Genomic DNA, 18,521 nt, shown 5'->3' on the forward strand with positions numbered 1-18,521 from the left:
GCGAAAAGCCAGCCTGGCGGCCACCCCGGTGCCCCAGGCTTTGCCGGCACAATCTGCGCCAATGGAAAACACCGACACCCTCGACAAGCGCAGCGTGGACATGGCGGCCGCCTGGGCCCAGCTGCAGGCCTCCGCCGACCAGGGCCAGCCGCTGCAGGCAGATGCCTACCGCCTCGCATTCGCCGACCCCGAATTCCTGCTGCGCCGCGAAACGCGCGGCATCCGCTTCCAGCTGGAGATGCTCAAGCCCGACCTGGAGCAGCAGGCGCAGGGCATCGAGAACACCATCGTGGTGTTCGGCAGCGCCCGCTTCCCGGCGCCCGAGCAGGCCGAGCTGGAACTGGCCGCGGCGCGCAGCAGCGGCGACGACAAGGCGCTGAAACTGGCCGAGCGCCGCATGCGCAACGCCCAGTACTACGACCAGGCGCGGCGCTTCGCCGCACTGGTGGCGCGCGACAGCGCGAGCCGCCCCGCGGCCGAGCGCCTGGTGATCTGCACCGGCGGCGGCCCCGGCATCATGGAGGCGGCCAACCGCGGCGCCCACGAGGCCGGCGCGGCCAACGTGGGCCTGAACATCGCGCTGCCGCACGAGCAGAGCGGCAACCGCTTCATCACGCCCAGCCTGTCGTTCAAGTTCCACTACTTCGCGCTGCGCAAGATGCATTTCATGATGCGCGCCAAGGCGCTGGTGGCCTTCCCGGGCGGCTTCGGCACGCTGGACGAGCTGTTCGAGGTGCTCACGCTGGTGCAGACCGGCAAGGCCAAGGCCGTGCCCATCGTGCTGTTCGGTTCCAGCTACTGGAAGCGGCTGCTGAACCTGGAGGTGCTGATCGAGGAAGGCGCGATCTCGCCGGACGACCTCAAGCTGTTCAGCTACGTGGACCAGCCCGAAGACGCCTGGGCCGCGATCCAGGCCTTCTACGCCTTGTGATCGGCGGGCTCGATCTTCAGGCCCAGCACGGCGCGCCCGCCCAGCGCGAGCACGCCGCACACGATCCAGAACACGCCGCCGATGCCGATCAGCGCGCCGACCGAGCCGAACATCATCGGCATGGCGACGCTCGATGCGTTGATGACCATGAGCCGCAGGCCCAGCGCCTCGCCCTGCCGGTGCGGCGGCGTCAGCTGGTGCAGCAGGCTCATGACCATGGGCTGCACCGCGCCGAGCGCAAAGCCCAGCACCACCGAGCACAGGCCCATGAGCCAGGGTGAGTACAGGAACGGATAGACCGCGAACACCGTGGCCGTGACCACGGTGGAGGTGAAGATCACGCCGCGCTCGGTGGTGCGCGCCGCGATCAGCGGCAGCACCAGCCGGATCGCCGCGGCGGCGATGGCGAAGGCACCCAGCAGCGTGCCGATCACGGCGGCGCCCATGCCACGCTCGTGGCCCAGCACGGGCAGCACGAAGGCGTGCACGTCCCAGCTGGACGACTGCAGCCAGTTCACGAACAGCAGGCGGCGGAACATCGGTTCGCGCAGCAGGTCCCAGGCGCGTGTGGGCGCGCTGCCGTCGGGCGGCGGGCTGGCGGGCAACTCCGGCGCGCGCCGCACCAGCAGCCAGCAGGCCAGCGGCAGCAGCGCCAGCGCGCCGAAGCACACACGGAAGGCCAGCAGGTCGGCGGGCGCGCGGCCCGCATGGTCGATCAGCAGCCCGGCCGCGAACGGGCCGAGGAAGTTGGCGCCGGCCGGCGCGATGGCCAGCCAGCTGAACATGCGCTTGAGCTCGCCGGTGTCGTGGGCGGAGCGGCCGACGTGGCGCTGCAGCGCGATGACGGTGGCACCGGTGGCGCCCCCCGTCATCAAGGCGGCCACGCACATGGCCGTGAAGCTGGGCCACGCCAGCGCCAGCAGCACGCCGATGCAGGCGGCGGCCGCAGACAGCGCGATCGGCCGCTTCAGGCCATGGCGGTCGGCGAAGCGGCCGGCCGGCAGCGCCAGGAACACCTGGGTCAGCGCGAACAGCGCGATCAGCAGGCCCACGGCCGCCGGGCTGTAGCCCTGCTGCAGCGCCAGCAGCGGCGCGGCCAGGCGCATGCCGGCCATGGCGGCGTGCAGGCAGACCTGGGCGCCGATCAGGCGCAGCAGTTCGCGGCCCGTCATGGGTTCTCGGCGTCGTCCTGCGGCAGCAATGCCTGCGTGCCGGGCAGCGCCTCCACGTCGCGCAGGTGCCGGTTCAGCACGTTGCTGCGGGTCTGGGCCTTGTCCAGCGTGTTGAGCACGGTCTGGGTCTGGCGCCGCACATCGGCCAGCACGCCGCCGAACTTCTGGAACTCGCTCTTGACGGCGCCCAGCACCTGCCAGACCTCGCTGCTGCGCTTTTCCAGCGCCAGCGTGCGAAAGCCCATCTGCAGCGCATTGAGCATGGCCAGCAAGGTGGTCGGCCCGGCGATGGTGATGCGGTGCTCGCGCTGCAGCGCCTCGACCAGCCCGGGCCGGCGCAGCACCTCGGCATACAGGCCTTCGGTGGGCAGGAAGAGGATCGCGAAATCGGTGGTGTGCGGTGGCTCGACGTACTTCTCGGCGATGGCGCGGGCCTCCAGGCGGATGCGGCCTTCCAGCGCGCGGGCCGCGCTGTCGACCGCCAACGCGTCGGCGCGCTGCTGGGCGTCGAGCAAGCGCTCGTAGTCCTCGTTGGGAAACTTGGCGTCGATCGGCAGCCAGACCGGCGCGCCGTCGTCGCCACGCCCGGGCAGGCGGATGGCGAAGTCCACCACGTTGCGCGTACCGGGCTTCGTTGCCACCTGCTCTGCGTACTGCCCGGGCGCCAGCACCTGTTCGAGCAGCGCGGCCAGCTGCGCCTCGCCGAACATGCCGCGCGTCTTCACGTTGCTGAGCAGGTGCTTGAGGTCACCCACGCCCTGGGCCAGCGTCTGCATCTCGCCCAGGCCCTTGTAGACCTGTTCGAGCCGCTCGGCCACCTGGCGGAAACTTTCGCCCAGCCGCGTCTCCAGCGTGGTCTGCAGCTTCTCGTCCACCGTGCGGCGCATCTCGTCGAGCTTGCCGGCGTTGCTGGCCTGCAGCTGCGCCAGTTGCGTCTCCATGGTGGCGCGCACCTCGGCCAGGCGCCGGGCGTTGGATTCCGAAAGCCCCAGCAACTGCTGGGCCAGCGTGTCGGCCAGCGACTTCTGCAGCACGGCCAGTTGCTGGGCCAGCGCGTCGATCTGGGCGTTCTGCGTGCGCGTGGCCTCGGCCCCCTGCGCCAGCAGCGTGCGCTGGAACGTGGCGAAGGCCTGGGCGCTTTCCTGCCGGCCGCCGCGTGCGCTGTCGGCCAACTCCTGGCGCAGGTTGCGCTCGGTGCGCTCGGCGTGGGTGCGCACCATGTCGTCGAATTCGGCCGCACGGCCGGCCGGCCGGCTCAGCAGCAGCACCAGCAGCACCACGTTCAGCGCCGCCAGGCCCAGCAGCAGCCAGGTGGCCCACGCCGCAGGAAGAAGTTCAGGCATGCAGTGCGGCGGCGTTCAGTGGCGTCAGGGGCTTGCCGTGCACGAGATAGCCGATCAGGTTGTCCGCCGCCAGGTTGGCCATGGCCAGGCGGGTCGGCACGCTGGCGCTGGCGATGTGCGGGGTCAGCACCACGTTGGGCACGTCCAGCAGGCCGGGGTGCACGGAGGGCTCGCCCTCGAACACGTCCAGGCCGGCGGCCGCGATGCGCCTGTCCTTGAGCGCAGCGGCCAGCGCGGCGTCGTCGACGATGCCGCCGCGCGCGATGTTGATGAGCGTGGCGGTCGGCTTCATCTGCGCCAGCTCGGCCGCACCGATGGCGTGGTGCGAGGCCGGCGAGTACGGCAGCACCAGCACCAGGTGGTCTGCCTGCTGCAGCAGCTCCTGCTTGCCGACGTAGCGGGCCTTGCAGGCGGACTCCAGCTCGGGCGTCAGGCGCGACCGGTTGTGGTAGACCACGTTCATGCCGAAGCCGTGCGCGCCGCGGCGGGCGATGCCTTGGCCGATGCGGCCCATGCCCAGGATGCCCAGCGTGGCGCCATGCACGTCGCTGCCGGCGAAGAGGTCGTAGCTCCACTTGGTCCACTGGCCGGCGCGCAGGTAATGCTCGCTCTCGGCGATGCGCCGGGCGGTGGCCATCAGCAGCGCGAAGCCGAAGTCGGCCGTGGTCTCGGTCAGCACGTCGGGTGCGTTGGTGGCCAGCACGCCGCGCGCGCTCATGGCGTCGAGGTCGAAATTGTTGTAGCCGACCGCCATGTTGGCGGCGATCTTCAGATCGGGGCAGCGCGCCAGCAGCGCCGCGTCGATGCGCTCGCTGGCTGTGGTGAACACGCCCTGCTTGCCGGCCAGGCGGGCAGCCAGCTCGTCGGCGCTCCAGGTGGCGTCGGACTGGTTGCTGCTCACCTCGAAGTGCTGTGCCAGGCGCTCCAGCACTGCGGGGAACACGGCACGGGCGACGAGAACGGCAGGCTTGGTCATGGGTGGCCTTTCAGAGGAAGAACAGGAAGGTGACGATCACGAACAGGGGAAGCAGCACGGCGCAGGACCAGGCCATGTAGCCGAAGAAGCTGGGCATGGCCACGCCGCGCTCCTCGGCGATGGCCTTGACCATGAGGTTGGGTGCGTTGCCGATGTAGGAGTTGGCACCCATGAACACGGCGCCGGCCGAGATGGCCGCCAGGGTGGGCGCCAGCGTCGTCATGAGCTGCTGCGGATCGCCGCCCGCCGTGTTGAAGAACACGAGGTAGGTCGGCGCGTTGTCGAGGAAGGAACTCAGCACGCCGGCGGCCCAGAAGTACATCGCGGGCAGCGGCTGGCCATCGGGCCCGGTGACGGCGCGCACCACGGCGGCGAAGGGGCCCTCGGTGCCGGCGCGCAGCATCGCGATGACGGGGATGATGGTCAGGAAGATGCCCGCGAACAGCTTGGCGACCTCGACCATCGGCCCCCAGGAGAACTGATTGTCGGCATGCACCTTGGCGGCAGTGAGCCTGAGCGACAGCACGGTGACGGCGACCAGGCCGATATCGCGCACCAGCGAGGGCAGCGGCACCGGCGTGCCGACCACGTCGAACACCACGGGCGATTGCCACAGGCCGCTCATGAGCACCAGGCCCACCACCACGGGCAGCAGTACGACGTTGATGCCGCCTTCTAAACCCAGGCGCGGCGTGTCCGGCGTGGTGTCGACCGGCAGCACGCCTTCGCGCTTGTAGTACCAGCTGTCCAGCGCATGGAACAGCGCCAGCAGGCAGGCCAGCATGAACGCCGTCTCGGGCAGGAGGTGGCGCAGGGTCCAGAAAAATTCCACGCCCTTGAGGAAGCCCAGGAACAGCGGCGGGTCGCCCAGCGGCGTAAGCGAGCCGCCGATGTTGGAGACGATGAAGATGAAGAACACCACCACGTGCACCTTGTGCCGGCGGTTGTCGTTGGCGCGGACCAGCGGGCGGATCAACAGCACGGACGCGCCCGTGGTGCCCATGATGCTGGCCAACACGGCGCCGATGGCCAGGATGCCCGTGTTCAGTGCTGGGCTGCCGTGCAGGTTGCCGCGGATGTGGATGCCGCCTGCCACCACGAACAACGCGGTGAGCAGCACGATGAAGGGGATGTACTCGGCCAGCAGGGCGTGCACGAGGCTGGCACCGGCCAGGCTCGGCCCGAAGACCAGCACGAAGGGCACGAAGAAGGCCAGCGCCCAGGCGGCGGTGATCTTGCCGTAGTGGTGGTGCCAAGTGCGCAACGCGACCAGCGGGAACAGTGCGATCGACAGCAGCACGCCCGCGAACGGCAGCGCCCACCACGCGGCCAGGCTGCGGCCGTCCAGCTCGGCCGCCAGCGCAGCCACGGGCGCCCCCAGGCCCCACAGCAGCGCGGCGGACCGCCCTGCCCTCATGCGGCAGGCTGCTCGATCTCGAACACCTGGCGCAGGTAGGCCAGGTACTTCTCGTCATCGCACATGTTCTTGGATGGCGTGTCCGACAGCTTGGCCACGGGCTGCCCGTTGCAGCGCACCATCTTGATGACGATCTGCAGCGGCACATGGTCCGGCGGGTCGCCCAGGTCGTTGGTGAGGTTGGTGCCGATGCCGAAGGCCAGCTGGCAGCGGCCACGGAAGCGCTGGTAGAGCTCGATGGTGCGCGGCACGGTCAGGCCGTCGCTGAAGATCAGCGTCTTGGTATGCGGGTCGACGCGGTTCTGGCGGTAGTGCGCGATCAGCCGCTCGCCCCAGGTGAACGGGTCGCCGCTGTCGTGGCGGGCGCCATCGAACAGCTTGCAGAAGTACATGTCGAAGTCGCGCAGGAAGGCGCTCATGCCGTAGACGTCGGACAGCGCGATGCCGAGGTCGCCGCGGTACTCCTTGGCCCATGAATCGAAGGCGAACACCTGGCTGTCGCGCAGCCGCGGGCCGAGCGCCTGGCAGGCCTGCAGGTATTCGTGCGCCACGGTGCCGAGCGGCGTCAGGCCGAGCTTCATGGCGTACAGCACGTTGCTGGTGCCGGCCAGCTGGCCCTGGGGGCCGGTGCCCAACCGGTCGGACAGGCGCCGCAGCACTTCCTCGTGCCAGGTCTTGGAGAAGCGCCGGCGCGTGCCGTAGTCGGCGATCTTGAGGTCCGCCAGGCCTTCGCCCTGCAGCTGCGCCACCTTGCGTTCCAGCCGCGCACGGCCCAGGTCGAGCCGCGCACCGGCGGCGGTGTTGCGGAAGTAGACCTCGTTGACGATGGCCAGCACCGGGATCTCGAACAGGATGGTGTGCAGCCAGGGCCCGCGGATGCTGATCTCGATGTCGCCCGACGGCAGCGGCTGGACCTCGATGTACTTCTCGTTGAGCTTGAACAGGCCCAGGAAGTCGATGAAGTCGCTCTTGATGAAGCGCAGCGAGCGCAGGTAGGCCAGCTCGGCGTCCTGGAAGCGCAGCGTGCACAGGTGCCGGATCTCCTCGCGGATCTCGTTCACGTAGGGCGCCAGGGGCACGCTGTTGCGGCACTTGAAGCGGTACTCCACCTGCGCCCCCGGGAACTGGTGCAGAACCACCTGCATCATCGTGAACTTGTACAGGTCGGTGTCGAGGAGGCTGCTGAGGATCATGGTTGGCGGGCCGCGCGGGCTTGTCTCCGGCTCGATGCTTCAGGGTGATGACAGGGCATTGTCGCAGGCGTGGCGTGCGGTTTTTTCTGCACGGCGCGAAGCATTCGGCCTACGCCGGCAGACCTGGGCGTCCTACCGTGCTGCCCTGCAGCGCTGCCTACAGTGGTCTCACGTTCCAAGCACCCGCAGGGAACGCACTCACAAGGAGATCGGACATGAACAACGACAAGGTCGAAGGCAACTGGAAGCAGTTCAAGGGCAAGGTCCAGGAGCAGTGGGGAAAGCTCACGAACGACGATCTGGACGTGATCGAAGGCCGGCGCGAACAGCTGTTGGGCCGCATCCAGGAACGCCATGGCGTGGCCAAGGACGAAGCCGAACGCCAGGTGCGCGACTGGGAAAGCCGCAACCCGACCTTCTTCTTCGAGAAGTCCTGAGTCAGTCCTGAACCCGACCCAACCAACGAACCGAGGAGTACCACCATGCAAGCCACGACCATCAAGCACGCGCTGACCGCCCTTGGTGTCGCCATGACGTTCACGCTGGCATCGCACGCCAGCGCCATGACGCGCGACGAGTACAAGGCCGCCGAGGACCGCGTCGAGGCCGAGTACAAGGCGGACAAGCAGCGCTGCGACGGCCTGGCCGGCAATGCCAAGGATGTGTGTCAGAGCGAAGCCAAGGGCAAGGAGAAGATTGCCAAGGCCGAACTCGATGCGCAGTACAAGCCCAGCGCCAAGGCCACCGCCAAGGTTGCCGAAGCCAAGGCCGACGCCGCTTACGACACCGCCAAGCAGAAGTGCGATGAGCTGGCCGGCAACACCAAGGACGTGTGCATGAAGGACGCCAAGGCCGCCCACGTGGCCGCCATGGCCGACGCCAAGCGCAGCTGACGCGCAGCACCGCTTGTGGCCTGGTTGGCGCGCGATGGCGCACGGCAGGCCCGTTCGGGCCGGTACGGGAACGCTCCCGGCGGGCCCGAACCCGTTTTCAGAGCAGCGGCCTCAGCACCGCGCGCAGCGCCTCGGGGACGGGCACCGGACGGCGGCTTGCACGGTCCACGTACACGTGCACGAAGTGGCCGTGGGCAGCCGTTTGCGGTACACCGTGCGCGAACAGGCCGACCTCGTACCGCACGCTGCTGCCGCCCAGGCGCGCCACGCGCAGCCCTGCCTCGATGGCCTGGGGGAAGGCCAGCGGGGCGAAGTACTGGCACTGTGTCTCCACGACTAGGCCGATGGTGGGGCTGCGCTCGACGTCCAGCGCCCCCTGCTCGATCAGGTAGGCGTTCACCGCCGTGTCGAACCAGCTGTAGTAAACGACGTTGTTGACATGGCCGTAGGCATCGTTGTCGGCCCAGCGCGTGGTGATAGGACGGAACACCCGGAAGTCCTCGCGCCCGCGCGGCTGGGCGCGGGCCGGGACGGAAGCTGCGGTCTCAGGCATCGCGGCATTCTGCCAGCCGGGCTGGACAAGCCCGGCGTGGTTTAGAAGGCGCGCTCTAGATTGTTGCAATGCAGCAAAAAAAGCTTGCACCCCCGCGGTGCATCCCTATAATTCGTTCCATGCTGCACTGCAACATCACTGGATGAGGCGGGAGAGCAGCAAACGATCCCGACCATTTTTCAAACTGGAGATTCACATGCTGACCGCTGACCAAATCGTTGCGACCCACAAAGCCAACTTCGACATCCTGTTCGGCCTGACCGCCAAGGCTTTCGAAGGCGTGGAGAAGCTGGTCGAACTGAACGTCACCGCTTCCAAGGCTGCCCTGGCCGAAGCTGCCGACACCGCCCAAGCCGCCCTGTCGGTCAAGGACGCGCAAGAACTGCTGGCCCTGCAAGCCAGCCTGCTGCAGCCCCTGGCCGAGAAGACCGCTGCCTACAGCCGCCACGTCTACGAAATCGCCCAAGGCACCGGCGCTGAATTCGGCAAGGCTTTCGAAGCACAAGCCGGCGAAGCCCAGAAGAAGTTCCTGTCGGCCGTCGACACCGCTGCCAAGAACGCCCCCGCCGGTTCCGAGACCGCCGTGGCCGTGTTCAAGAGCGCAGTCGCCGCCGGCACCAACGCCCTGGAATCCGTGCAGAAGGCCGTCAAGCAAGCCAGCGACGTGGCCGAAGCCAACTTCAACGCGGTCGCCACCTCGGCCGTGAACGCAGGCAAGACGGCCACCGCTGCCGCCAAGAAGCGTTGATTCGTTTTTCTGGGAGACCGGCGCTGGCCGGCTCCCGCGAGTTGTCTCCTCGGGTTTCTTCGAATTCATCGGAGTTCAGGAACCCCTTCAAGGGCCCCGCCATGCGGGGCCTTTTTTTGTGCCCGGGATTTGCGCAAGAATGATTCGCGTTGGCCTTAACATCGCCGGCTTCATCGTTCGAGGATGCCCATGTTGAAGAAAGCCATCTCCCTGGCCGCGCTGTTGCTGGCCGCCGGCACCGCCCTGGCGCAAGACCAGGTCGTGAACCTGTATTCGGCGCGCCACTACGCGACCGACGAGGCGCTGTACAGCAACTTCACCAAGGCAACCGGCATCAAGATCAACCGGGTGGATGCGGGCGATGCGGACATCATCGCCCGCCTGAAGGCCGAGGGCAGCGCATCGCCTGCCGACGTGATCCTGTTGGTCGACGCCGCGCGGCTGTACCGCGGCGAGGTCGACGGCCTGTTCCAGCCGATCCGCTCCAAGCTGCTGGAAGACGCCATCCCGACCAACCTGCGCTCGCAGCCGGCGGCGGACGGCGGCGTGTCCTGGTGGGGCTTTTCCACGCGGGCCCGCGTCATCGTCTACGACAAGGCGACGCTGAAGGCCAGCGATGTGGACACGTACGAGAAGCTGGCCTCGCCCGCGCTCAAGGGCAAGATCTGCATCCGCTCGGGTTCGCACCCCTACAACCTGAGCCTGTTCGGCGCCGTGATGGAACACATGGGCGAGACCCGCACCGAGGAGTGGCTCAAGGGCATCGTGGCCAACCTGGCGCGCGACCCCAAGGGCGGCGACACCGACCAGATCAAGGCCGTGGCCTCCGGCGAATGCGCCGTCGGCGTGACCAACAGCTATTACCTGGCGCGCATGATCCGCTCCACCAACCCGGCCGACCGCACCGTGGCCGAGCGCGTGGGCGTGGTGTTTCCCAACCAGGGCACCTGGGGCACGCACCTGAACATCGCCGGCGGCGCAGTGGCCAAGTACGCCAAGAACCGCGACAACGCGGTCAAGCTGCTCGAGTACCTGGCCAGCCCGGAGGCGCAGAACTACTTCGCCAACGGCAACAACGAATGGCCGACCGCCAAGGGCGTGAAGGTCGACAACCCGGCCCTGGCGGCCATGGTGCCCAATGGCTTCAAGTCCGAGACGATCCCGATCGGTCAGGTCGGGGCGCACCAGCTCAAGGTGCAGCAGATGCTGGACCGCGTGGGCTTCAAGTAATCCGCGCAGCGTCCTGCAAGGGCCGCCTTCGGGCGGCCCTTGTCGTTGGGCGGGCGCCATAATTGACGTTTACGTCAACGTCAACCACCAAAGGAGCACACATGGACATCGCAGGCAAGGTCTTCATCGTCACGGGCGGCGCATCGGGACTGGGCGAGGGAACGGCGAAGGCACTGGCGGCCAAGGGCGGCCGCGTGGTCGTGGCCGACCTGCAGCTGGACAAGGGCGAAGCGCTGGCGCGCGAGATCGGCGGCGCTTTCGTGCGCTGCGATGTGAGCCAGGAGGCCGATGGCCAGGCGGCCGTGGCCAAGGCCGTGGAACTGGGCAAGCTGATGGGACTGGTCAACTGTGCCGGCATCGCGCCGGCCGAGAAGACCGTGGGCAAGAACGGCGCCCATGGCCTGGCGACCTTCCAGAAGACGCTGATGGTCAACCTGCTGGGCAGCTTCAACATGATCCGGCTTGCGGCCGAGGCCATGGGCCGGAACGCGCCCGAAGCCACGGGCGAACGCGGCGTGCTGATCTCCACCGCCTCCGTGGCCGCCTACGACGGCCAGATCGGCCAGGCTGCCTACAGCGCGTCCAAGGGCGGCGTGGTCGGCATGACGCTGCCCATCGCACGCGACCTGGCCAAGACCGGCATCCGCAACATGACCATCGCACCCGGCATCTTTGGCACGCCCATGCTGTTCGGCATGCCGCAGGAGGTGCAGGACGCGCTGGCCGCCAGCGTGCCCTTTCCCTCGCGGCTGGGCACACCGGCCGACTACGCGCGTCTGGCGCTGCACATCTTCGAGAACGACATGCTCAACGGCGAGGTGATCCGGCTGGACGGCGCCATCCGCCTGGCGCCGCGCTGACCCCTTTCCCCATGGACAGGCCGCGGCCTGTGTAAGCTCGCCCCGTGGCCATTCCCCAGTCCTTCGTCCAGGAACTGCTCGCCCGCGTCGACGTGGTCGAGGTGGTGGGCCGCCATGTGCAGCTCAAGAAGGGTGGCGCCAACTTCCTGGGCCTGTGCCCTTTCCATGGCGAGAAGTCGCCCTCGTTCACCGTCAGCCCCAGCAAGCAGTTCTTCCACTGCTTCGGCTGCGGCAAGAACGGCAACGCCATCGGTTTCCTGATGGAGCACACCGGCGCGGGCTTCCGCGAGGCCGTGCAGGACCTGGCGCAACAGGTCGGCATGGCCGTGCCCGACGACGACAGCACGCCGCAGGAACGCCAGCGCGCCGCCGAGCAGCGCGAACGCCAGGCCACGCTGACCGATGTGCTGGAGAGAGCCGGCGAAGCCTGGCGCAAGCAGCTGCGCCAGTCGCCGCGCGCCATCGACTACTGCAAGCGCCGCGGCCTGTCGGGGCAGATCGCCAAGCGCTTCGGCCTGGGCTACGCGCCCGAAGGCTGGCGGCACCTGGCCAGCGTGTTCCCGCGCTACGACGACGTGCTGCTGGTGGACAGCGGCCTCGTGATCCACCACGAGGACAGCGACGACGACAAGCGCTACGACCGCTTCCGCGACCGGCTGATGTTCCCGATCCGCAACGTCAAGGGCGAGTGCATCGCCTTCGGTGGCCGCGTGCTGGGCGACGAGAAGCCCAAGTACCTGAACTCGCCGGAGACCCCGGTGTTCAGCAAGGGCCGCGAGCTCTACGGCCTGTACGAGGCGCGCGAGGCCCTGCGCGACATGGGCTACGTGCTCGTGACCGAGGGCTACATGGACGTGGTGGCACTGGCCCAGCACGGCTTTCCGAACGCCGTGGCCACGCTGGGCACGGCCTGCACGCCGGACCACGTGCAAAAGCTGTTCCGCTTCACCGACGCGGTGGTGTTCAGCTTCGACGGCGATGCCGCCGGCCGGCGCGCCGCACGCAAGGCGCTGGAAGGCGCCCTGCCCTATGCCACCGATGTGCGCAGCGTGAAGTTCCTGTTCCTGCCGGCCGAGCACGACCCGGACAGCTACATCCGCGAGAACGGCACCGAGGCGTTCGCGCTCAGCGTGGGCGAGGCCGTGCCGCTGTCGCGCTTCCTGGTCGACACCGCGCGCGAGGGCTGCGACATGAACAGCGCCGAAGGCCGCGCCCACCTGGCCAGCAACGCCAGGCCACTGTGGGCGCAGCTGCCCGATGGCGCGCTCAAGCGCCAGCTGCTCGGCGACCTCGCCGACCTTGTCCAGCTGGACGCGCGCGAGCTGTCCGAACTGTGGGAACCGCGTGCCGCGCCCGATGCCCCCAAGCCGCGCCGCCGCCCCGCCCGCGGCGACGAGGCGCCGCGCCCGCGGTCCAGCCGTGCCCGCACCGCCGCCCGCCCCGCCCTGCAGGCCTTCGCCAGCCATGTGGCCATGGTGCTGCTGCGCAACACCGGCCTGTGGGACGAGCTCACCCACGCCGACCACGACATGCTGTGCGGCCTGGACGGCGACTACGGCGACCTGTTCCGCTGGGTCGACCAGCAGGTGCACGAGCACGGTGCCCAACCCTGGGCCGCGCTGGACATCGGCGTGCACGGCCAGCCCTTCGAGCAGGAGGCGCGCAAGCTGGTGGCGCAGGACAGCATGCAGCCGCTGGGCCAGGTCTTCGAGATCGAGGAGGTGCCTCTGGCCGCCGTGCGCACCACCTTGACGCGCCTGCACCGCGACGTGATCGCCGAAGAACTCCGCCACCTGCAGACGCTACCCGCCTCCGATCCGGAGCGCATCGGCCGCGAACGCGAACTCATCCTGCAGCAGCTGGCACTCAAGAAGTCGCTTGCGGCTTGAAATCCGCCTCGTCGGCTATAATCTTCGGTTTGTCTCGCGGCAAGAGCGACAGCAGTACCTCCGAGCCCGGCCAACCGATGCCAACGCGCGCACGACCGGCCATCTCATCGCAAGGGCTGCATTCCAAATGATCGCCCCCATATCTTGCCCATGGGCCGCTTCTTCCTGACGCAACCGAACGGAAGAGTTGGCCTCATCGCCCCCGCGCCGGGTTTCCAGCGGCGCTTGCCCTTTGCGTTTTTCGTTGTGTCGAGGTGTATCCATGCCAAGCCAGAAGTCCGAGAAGCCGGTCAAGACGTCCGCCGCCAAACCTGCCGCAAAGGCTGCAGCCAAGCCAGCGCCCACCGCGAAGGCCGCCGCCAAGTCCCCTACGAAAGCCCTGACAGTGCCCGCATCCAAGACACCCGCTTCGGAAAAGACCCCCAAGACCGCCGCCACTTCCGCCGCCGCGGCCGATGAAACCCTGACCAAGAAGAAGCCCGGCCGCCCGCCCAAGGCCGCCAGTGCAGCCGCGGCCAAGAAGCCTGCAGCGGCCAAGAAGGCAGCCCCCAAGGGCATGGACGAGGACGATGTCGCCGACGACATGTCCGACATCGAGGAAGAGTTCGCCGAAGAGCCCGCAGCGCCTGCGGCGGCAGCCGCCGACGCGCCGGTCGAGAAGGTCAAGCCGCTGCGCATGAAGATCAGCAAGGCCAAGGAACGGGCCTTGATGAAGGAATTCGGCCTGGACGAGACCGTGCTGTCCGAAGAGGACATGGCCAAGCGCCGCCAGCGCCTGAAGGCCCTGATCAAATTGGGCAAGACGCGCGGCTACCTCACGCACGGCGAAATCTCCGACCACCTGCCCGACAAGCTGGTCGATGCCGAGACGCTGGAAGTCGTGATCGCGACGCTGAACGACCTGGGCGTGGCCGTCTACGAGCAGACGCCCGACGCCGAGTCGATGATCATCACCGACAACGCGCCCACCGGCTCCACCGAAGAGGAAGCCGAGGAAGCCGCCGAAGCCGCCCTGTCCACCGTGGACAGCGAATTCGGCCGCACCACCGACCCGGTGCGCATGTACATGCGCGAGATGGGCACGGTCGAGCTGCTCACGCGCGAAGGCGAGATCGAGATCGCCAAGCGCATCGAGGGCGGCCTCATGCGCATGATGGAAGCCATCAGCGCCAGCCCCGCCACGCTGGCCGAGGTGTTCCGCCTGGGCGAGGAGATCCGTGAAGGCAAGGTCGTCATCTCCACCATCGTCGACGGTTTCTCCAACCCCAACGAGGCCGACGACTATGTGGCCGAGGAAGACTTCGACGAATTCGATGCGGCCGACGACGACGACGGCAAGGGCGGCTCCAAGGCCCTGACGAAGAAGCTCGAGGAACTCAAGAACGAGGCCCTGTCGCGCTTCGACCGCCTGCGCGAGCTGTTCGAGAAGGTCCACAAGATCTACGACAAGGAAGGCTACGGCTCGCAGCACTACCTGAAGGCCCAGCAGGCCGTCAGCGAGGAGCTGATGACCATCCGCTTCACGGCCAAGACCATCGAGAAGCTGTGCGACCTGCTGCGCGGCCAGGTCGACGACGTGCGCAAGAAGGAACGCGAGCTGCGCCGCATCATCGTGGACAAGTGCGGCTACCCGCAGGAGCAGTTCATCGCCGAGTTCAGCGGCCGCGACAAGATGGGCCACAAGGTGGCCTCGCACCTGCTGGACTTGAAGTGGATCGAGAAGCAGGCCGCCTCGAACAAGCCCTGGGCGGCGATCATGGGCCGCAACATCCCGCCGGTGCAGGACCTGCAGCAAAAGCTGATGGACATCCAGGCCCAGGTGGTGGTGCCGCTGGACGAGCTCAAGGACATCAACAAGCGCATGAACGAAGGCGAAGCCTCGTCGCGCGATGCCAAGAAGGAGATGATCGAGGCCAACCTGCGCCTGGTGATCTCCATCGCCAAGAAATACACCAACCGCGGCCTGCAGTTCCTCGACCTGATCCAGGAAGGCAACATCGGCCTCATGAAGGCCGTCGACAAGTTCGAGTACCGCCGCGGCTACAAGTTCTCGACCTACGCCACGTGGTGGATCCGCCAGGCCATCACCCGCTCGATCGCCGACCAGGCGCGCACCATCCGCATCCCGGTGCACATGATCGAGACCATCAACAAGATGAACCGCATCAGCCGCCAGCACTTGCAGGAGTTCGGCTTCGAGCCCGATGCGTCCATCCTGGCCGAGCGCATGGAGATCCCGGAAGACAAGATCCGCAAGATCATGAAGATCGCCAAGGAGCCGATCTCCATGGAAACGCCGATCGGCGACGACGACGACAGCCACCTGGGCGATTTCATCGAGGACAGCGCCAACACCGCGCCCATCGATGCCGCCATGCAGGCCGGCCTGCGCGACGTCGTCAAGGACATCCTGGATTCGCTCACGCCACGCGAAGCCAAGGTGCTGCGCATGCGCTTCGGCATCGAGATGAGCACCGACCACACGCTGGAGGAAGTCGGCAAGCAGTTCGACGTGACGCGTGAACGCATCCGCCAGATCGAGGCCAAGGCCTTGCGCAAGCTGAAGCACCCCAGCCGCAGCGACAAGCTGCGCAGCTTCATCGACACGCTGTGATCCCAAGCCCGCGCGAGCGGGCTTTTTCGACGAGCCCGCTGCCAGCGGGCTTTTTTACGCCCGTGCCGGTGCCGGCAGGTCCACCTGCACCACCAACCCCGGACAGGCATTGGCCACCTGCCAGCCGGCACCATGGGCCTGCGCCACCAGGCGGCACAGGTACAACCCCAGGCCCACGCCGCCGCTGCTGCGCTCGCGCGCGGCATCCGGCCGGTAGAAGGGCTCGGCCAGGTGCGGCAGCACGGCCTCGTCCACGCCGGGGCCGTGGTCGCGCACCTGCAGGCGGATGCCGCCGCCCTGGGGCAGGAGGTGCAGTTCAGGCGGCTCGCCCGCGCCACCGCTGTGGCGCAGCGCGTTGCCAAGCAGGTTGCGCAGCAAGAGGCGCATGCGCGCGCGGTCCAGCGGCAGCAGCGGCAGGTCCGCCGCCGCATGCATGCGCGGCGCCGTGCCGCCTTCGCCGCCCAGGCCATCGAGCACCTCGCGCGCCAGTGCGGCCAGGTCGGTCGGCTCCAGTTGCAGCGCTGCGTGGCGCACGGCCAGGCGCTCGCTCTCCAGCAGGTCGGTGACCAGGTCGCGCATCACGGCCAGGTCGCGCAGCAGCGCCTCGCGCGTGGGCGTCAGCGCGCTCGTCTCGGGCAACAGTTCGGTGTGCAGCCGGGCCCGCGTGAGCGGGCTGCGCAGTTCGTGGCTGATGGCCAACAGCAGGCCGCGCTTGGCCTCCAGCATGCGGTGGATGTCCTGCGCCATGGTGTTGACGCCTTCGGCCAGCTGGCCGAGTTCGTCGTGCCGGCGCACCGGGATCGGCTCGGCGAAGTCGCCCGCGCCGAAGCGCCGCGCGCCCGCGCCGATGTCGCGCAGCGGGCGCAGCAGCCGGTGCACGTAGACCCAGGCCAGCGCGGTCAGCACCAGCAGCACCGACAGCGTCATCCAGCCGACGCGGCGCGGCTTGTCCTGCCACGCCGCGACCGACAGGCCGAGTTCCACCACATGCCCGTCGGCCGTGGTGCGGCGCAGGAATTCGTGCTCGTGCCCGTCGCGGTCGCGGTAGCGCTCGCGGCCTGCGTCGGGCTCGCTCTTCCAGTTGACCGACGGGCCGGCGATGCGCACGCTGACCGGCAGCCGCGCGCTCAGGGCCTGCGCGCGCGCCACGCTCGGCGGGCTGCCGATCTCGGCGACCAGGCGGTCGACATAGTCCGCCGCGAGCGGGCGCACCGCATCGCGCCAGCCCATGGAGATCGCCCGCTGCATGCCGAACAGAAAGCTGGCCGACATCGCCAACGCCAGCAGCAGGAACAGCGCGACCAGCCGCAGCCGCAGCGAATGCCGCATGGCGCGGTGCGCGCGCCGGTGCCAGCCCCGCACACGTGCCTCAGCCACGGCCGGGGCGCGGCGCCAGCGCCAGCGCATAGCCGGCGTTGCGCAGCGTCTTGATCGCGTCCAGCGGCTCGAGCTTCTTGCGCAGCCGGCTGACGACGATGTCGACCGCGCGCGTGTAGAGCTCGGCCTCGTGGCCGCGCAGCTGGTTGAGGATGTCGTCGCGGCTCCAGACGCGGCCGGGCTCGCGCGCCAGCAACTGCAGCAATTCGAACTCGGTGCCGGTCAGCTCGAGCGCCTGGCCGGCGCGCCAGACGCTGCGCGTGACGGGGTCGATCTCCAGCCCGTCGAAGCGTAGCCGGGCGTCTTCCGCCGCCGCCGCAGGCGCCACGCGACGGCGCAGCACGGTCTGCACGCGTGCCACGAGTTCGCGCGGCTCGAAGGGCTTGGGGATGTAGTCGTCCGCCCCCAGCTCCAGGCCGACCACGCGGTCCATGACCTCGCCGCGCGCGGTCAGCATCAGCACGGGCAGGTCGCTTTCCCTGCGGATCGCGCGGCACAGCGCAAAACCGTCCATGCCCGGCAGCATCACGTCCAGGATGGCGGCGTCGAAGCCGCCCGCGCGCAGCCGGGCCAGCCCATCGTCTGGGTGCATGGCCTGGTGCAGTTCCAGCTCGAAGCGCGCGAAGTACGCGGCCAGCGGCGCGCCCAGGTCGGCGTCGTCGTCGATCAGCAGGATGCGCGGCATCAATGCCGCCCGGCCGCCGGAGGGCGTCGAGACGCCCCCTCGGGGGGCAGCGGTGCGCGAAGCGATGAGCGTGGGGGCCACATGACCCGCATTGTCATCCGCGGTGCCAGCCGCCCCGGCGCTGCATGAAGTCGCGCACCTTCTGCTGCTGGGCTGGCGTCAGGCTGTCGTAGAAATCGCCCAGCGCCGTCACGACCTCTGGCGCCTTGGCCTTGAGCGCGTCAGCCTTCTGGTCCACCAGCGCCTGCGCGCCGGCACGGTCGAACTTCTCGCCGGCCACCAGGGCCTGCGCCTGCTCGCGGGGATGGGCCCCGGCCATCAGCGCGCTGCGCTGCTCGGACAGCTTGCCGGCCAGCACCTCGAGCTTGGCCTTCTGCGCGGCGTCCAGCTCCAGCTTGTCGGCCACGCGCGCCACCATCTTGGCGCGGCGCTCGGCCATCTGCTCGGCGCTGGCGGCGTTCCAGCCGCCATCGTGCGGCCGGTGGCCGCAGGCCGACAGGCTGCCAACCACCACGGCGGCGCCGAACAGGCCCGCCAGACTGCGTTTGATCCAGGATTTCATCGCCATGCCTCTTGAAGAGAAGTGAACATGGCAGCGATGGTGCCGGGGCCCCCTTGCGCAGGGGTCTCGCGGCGGTTT

Annotated in this window: 16 protein-coding genes and 1 pseudogene; 8 read left to right on the forward strand and 9 right to left on the reverse strand. The window is 68.6% G+C overall.

Features of this window, described 5'->3' with window-relative positions:
- The first annotated feature begins 61 nt into the window (after positions 1 to 61).
- Positions 62 to 931, forward strand: a complete 870-nt coding sequence (locus tag ASF44_RS23060) for a TIGR00730 family Rossman fold protein (RefSeq protein WP_056901595.1) — start codon at positions 62 to 64, stop codon at positions 929 to 931.
- Here ASF44_RS23060 and ASF44_RS23065 read toward each other — a convergent pair.
- From ASF44_RS23065 to pncB, 5 genes are read right to left on the reverse strand one after another with little or no spacing between them, the layout of a single operon-like run.
- Positions 919 to 2,103: an MFS transporter gene (locus tag ASF44_RS23065; RefSeq protein WP_056901596.1), complete on the reverse strand. Its 1,185-nt coding sequence runs from the start codon at positions 2,101 to 2,103 to the stop codon at positions 919 to 921. The two genes, ASF44_RS23060 and ASF44_RS23065, sit on opposite strands and share 13 nt — an antisense overlap.
- Complete coding sequence (rmuC, locus tag ASF44_RS23070; RefSeq protein ID WP_056901597.1) at positions 2,100 to 3,446, reverse strand: DNA recombination protein RmuC; 1,347 nt, start codon at positions 3,444 to 3,446, stop codon at positions 2,100 to 2,102. The genes ASF44_RS23065 and rmuC overlap by 4 nt, the downstream gene beginning before the upstream one ends.
- A complete protein-coding gene (locus ASF44_RS23075; protein ID WP_056901598.1) occupies positions 3,439 to 4,422 on the reverse strand; it encodes a D-glycerate dehydrogenase in 984 nt (327 codons plus the stop codon). The genes rmuC and ASF44_RS23075 overlap by 8 nt, the downstream gene beginning before the upstream one ends.
- A 10-nt stretch (positions 4,423 to 4,432) precedes the next feature.
- Positions 4,433 to 5,839, reverse strand: a complete 1,407-nt coding sequence (locus ASF44_RS23080; protein ID WP_056901599.1) for a sodium:proton antiporter — start codon at positions 5,837 to 5,839, stop codon at positions 4,433 to 4,435.
- On the reverse strand, positions 5,836 to 7,032 hold the full coding sequence (gene pncB / locus ASF44_RS23085) for a nicotinate phosphoribosyltransferase (RefSeq protein ID WP_056901600.1): 1,197 nt from the start codon (positions 7,030 to 7,032) through the stop codon (positions 5,836 to 5,838). The genes ASF44_RS23080 and pncB overlap by 4 nt, the downstream gene beginning before the upstream one ends.
- 215 nt (positions 7,033 to 7,247) lie before the next feature.
- Between pncB and ASF44_RS23090 the strand changes: the two genes are divergently transcribed.
- Both ASF44_RS23090 and ASF44_RS23095 read left to right on the forward strand, forming a co-directional pair.
- Entirely contained in the window at positions 7,248 to 7,469 is a 222-nt protein-coding gene (locus ASF44_RS23090) for a CsbD family protein (protein ID WP_056901601.1), read from the forward strand.
- 93 nt (positions 7,470 to 7,562) lie between these two features.
- Positions 7,563 to 7,916, forward strand: a pseudogene (locus ASF44_RS23095) (hypothetical protein); the annotation flags it as partial.
- Positions 7,917 to 8,022: 106 nt separating this feature from the next.
- On the opposite strand, the gene ASF44_RS23100 reads toward ASF44_RS23095, so the two are convergent.
- Positions 8,023 to 8,478: a thioesterase family protein gene (locus ASF44_RS23100; RefSeq protein ID WP_056901603.1), complete on the reverse strand. Its 456-nt coding sequence runs from the start codon at positions 8,476 to 8,478 to the stop codon at positions 8,023 to 8,025.
- 196 nt (positions 8,479 to 8,674) lie between these two features.
- On the opposite strand from ASF44_RS23100, the gene ASF44_RS23105 reads away from it, so the two are divergent.
- The 5 genes from ASF44_RS23105 to rpoD all read left to right on the forward strand — a co-directional run bounded on the left by ASF44_RS23105 (position 8,675) and on the right by rpoD (position 15,819).
- On the forward strand, positions 8,675 to 9,226 hold the full coding sequence (locus tag ASF44_RS23105; RefSeq protein ID WP_056901604.1) for a phasin family protein: 552 nt from the start codon (positions 8,675 to 8,677) through the stop codon (positions 9,224 to 9,226).
- 189 nt (positions 9,227 to 9,415) lie between these two features.
- The gene (locus tag ASF44_RS23110; RefSeq protein WP_369820952.1) at positions 9,416 to 10,456 is read left to right on the forward strand and encodes an extracellular solute-binding protein; all 1,041 of its coding nucleotides are present in this window, start codon (positions 9,416 to 9,418) and stop codon (positions 10,454 to 10,456) included.
- A gap of 101 nt (positions 10,457 to 10,557) precedes the next feature.
- Positions 10,558 to 11,316 carry a 3-hydroxyacyl-CoA dehydrogenase gene (locus ASF44_RS23115; protein ID WP_056901606.1) on the forward strand — a complete coding sequence of 253 codons (759 nt, stop codon included), beginning with the start codon at positions 10,558 to 10,560 and terminating at the stop codon, positions 11,314 to 11,316.
- Between the two features lie 44 nt (positions 11,317 to 11,360).
- Complete coding sequence (dnaG, locus tag ASF44_RS23120; RefSeq protein ID WP_056901607.1) at positions 11,361 to 13,205, forward strand: DNA primase; 1,845 nt, start codon at positions 11,361 to 11,363, stop codon at positions 13,203 to 13,205.
- A 262-nt stretch (positions 13,206 to 13,467) separates the two neighbouring features.
- Entirely contained in the window at positions 13,468 to 15,819 is a 2,352-nt protein-coding gene (gene rpoD, locus ASF44_RS23125; protein ID WP_056901608.1) for an RNA polymerase sigma factor RpoD, read from the forward strand.
- 54 nt (positions 15,820 to 15,873) lie between these two features.
- Here rpoD and ASF44_RS23130 read toward each other — a convergent pair whose 3' ends face one another.
- The 3 genes from ASF44_RS23130 to ASF44_RS23140 all read right to left on the reverse strand — a co-directional run bounded on the left by ASF44_RS23130 (position 15,874) and on the right by ASF44_RS23140 (position 18,443).
- On the reverse strand, positions 15,874 to 17,196 hold the full coding sequence (locus ASF44_RS23130) for an ATP-binding protein (RefSeq protein ID WP_369820953.1): 1,323 nt from the start codon (positions 17,194 to 17,196) through the stop codon (positions 15,874 to 15,876).
- Positions 17,189 to 17,881, reverse strand: coding sequence for a response regulator transcription factor (locus ASF44_RS23135; protein ID WP_056901610.1), 693 nt, complete (start codon positions 17,879 to 17,881; stop codon positions 17,189 to 17,191). Before ASF44_RS23135 ends, ASF44_RS23130 begins: the two co-directional genes overlap by 8 nt.
- Before the next feature lie 94 nt (positions 17,882 to 17,975).
- The gene (locus ASF44_RS23140) at positions 17,976 to 18,443 is read right to left on the reverse strand and encodes a Spy/CpxP family protein refolding chaperone (RefSeq protein WP_056901765.1); all 468 of its coding nucleotides are present in this window, start codon (positions 18,441 to 18,443) and stop codon (positions 17,976 to 17,978) included.
- Positions 18,444 to 18,521 lie beyond the last annotated feature (78 nt).

It is taken from the genome of Pseudorhodoferax sp. Leaf274 (assembly GCF_001422445.1).
Lineage (GTDB): Bacteria > Pseudomonadota > Gammaproteobacteria > Burkholderiales > Burkholderiaceae_C > Pseudorhodoferax.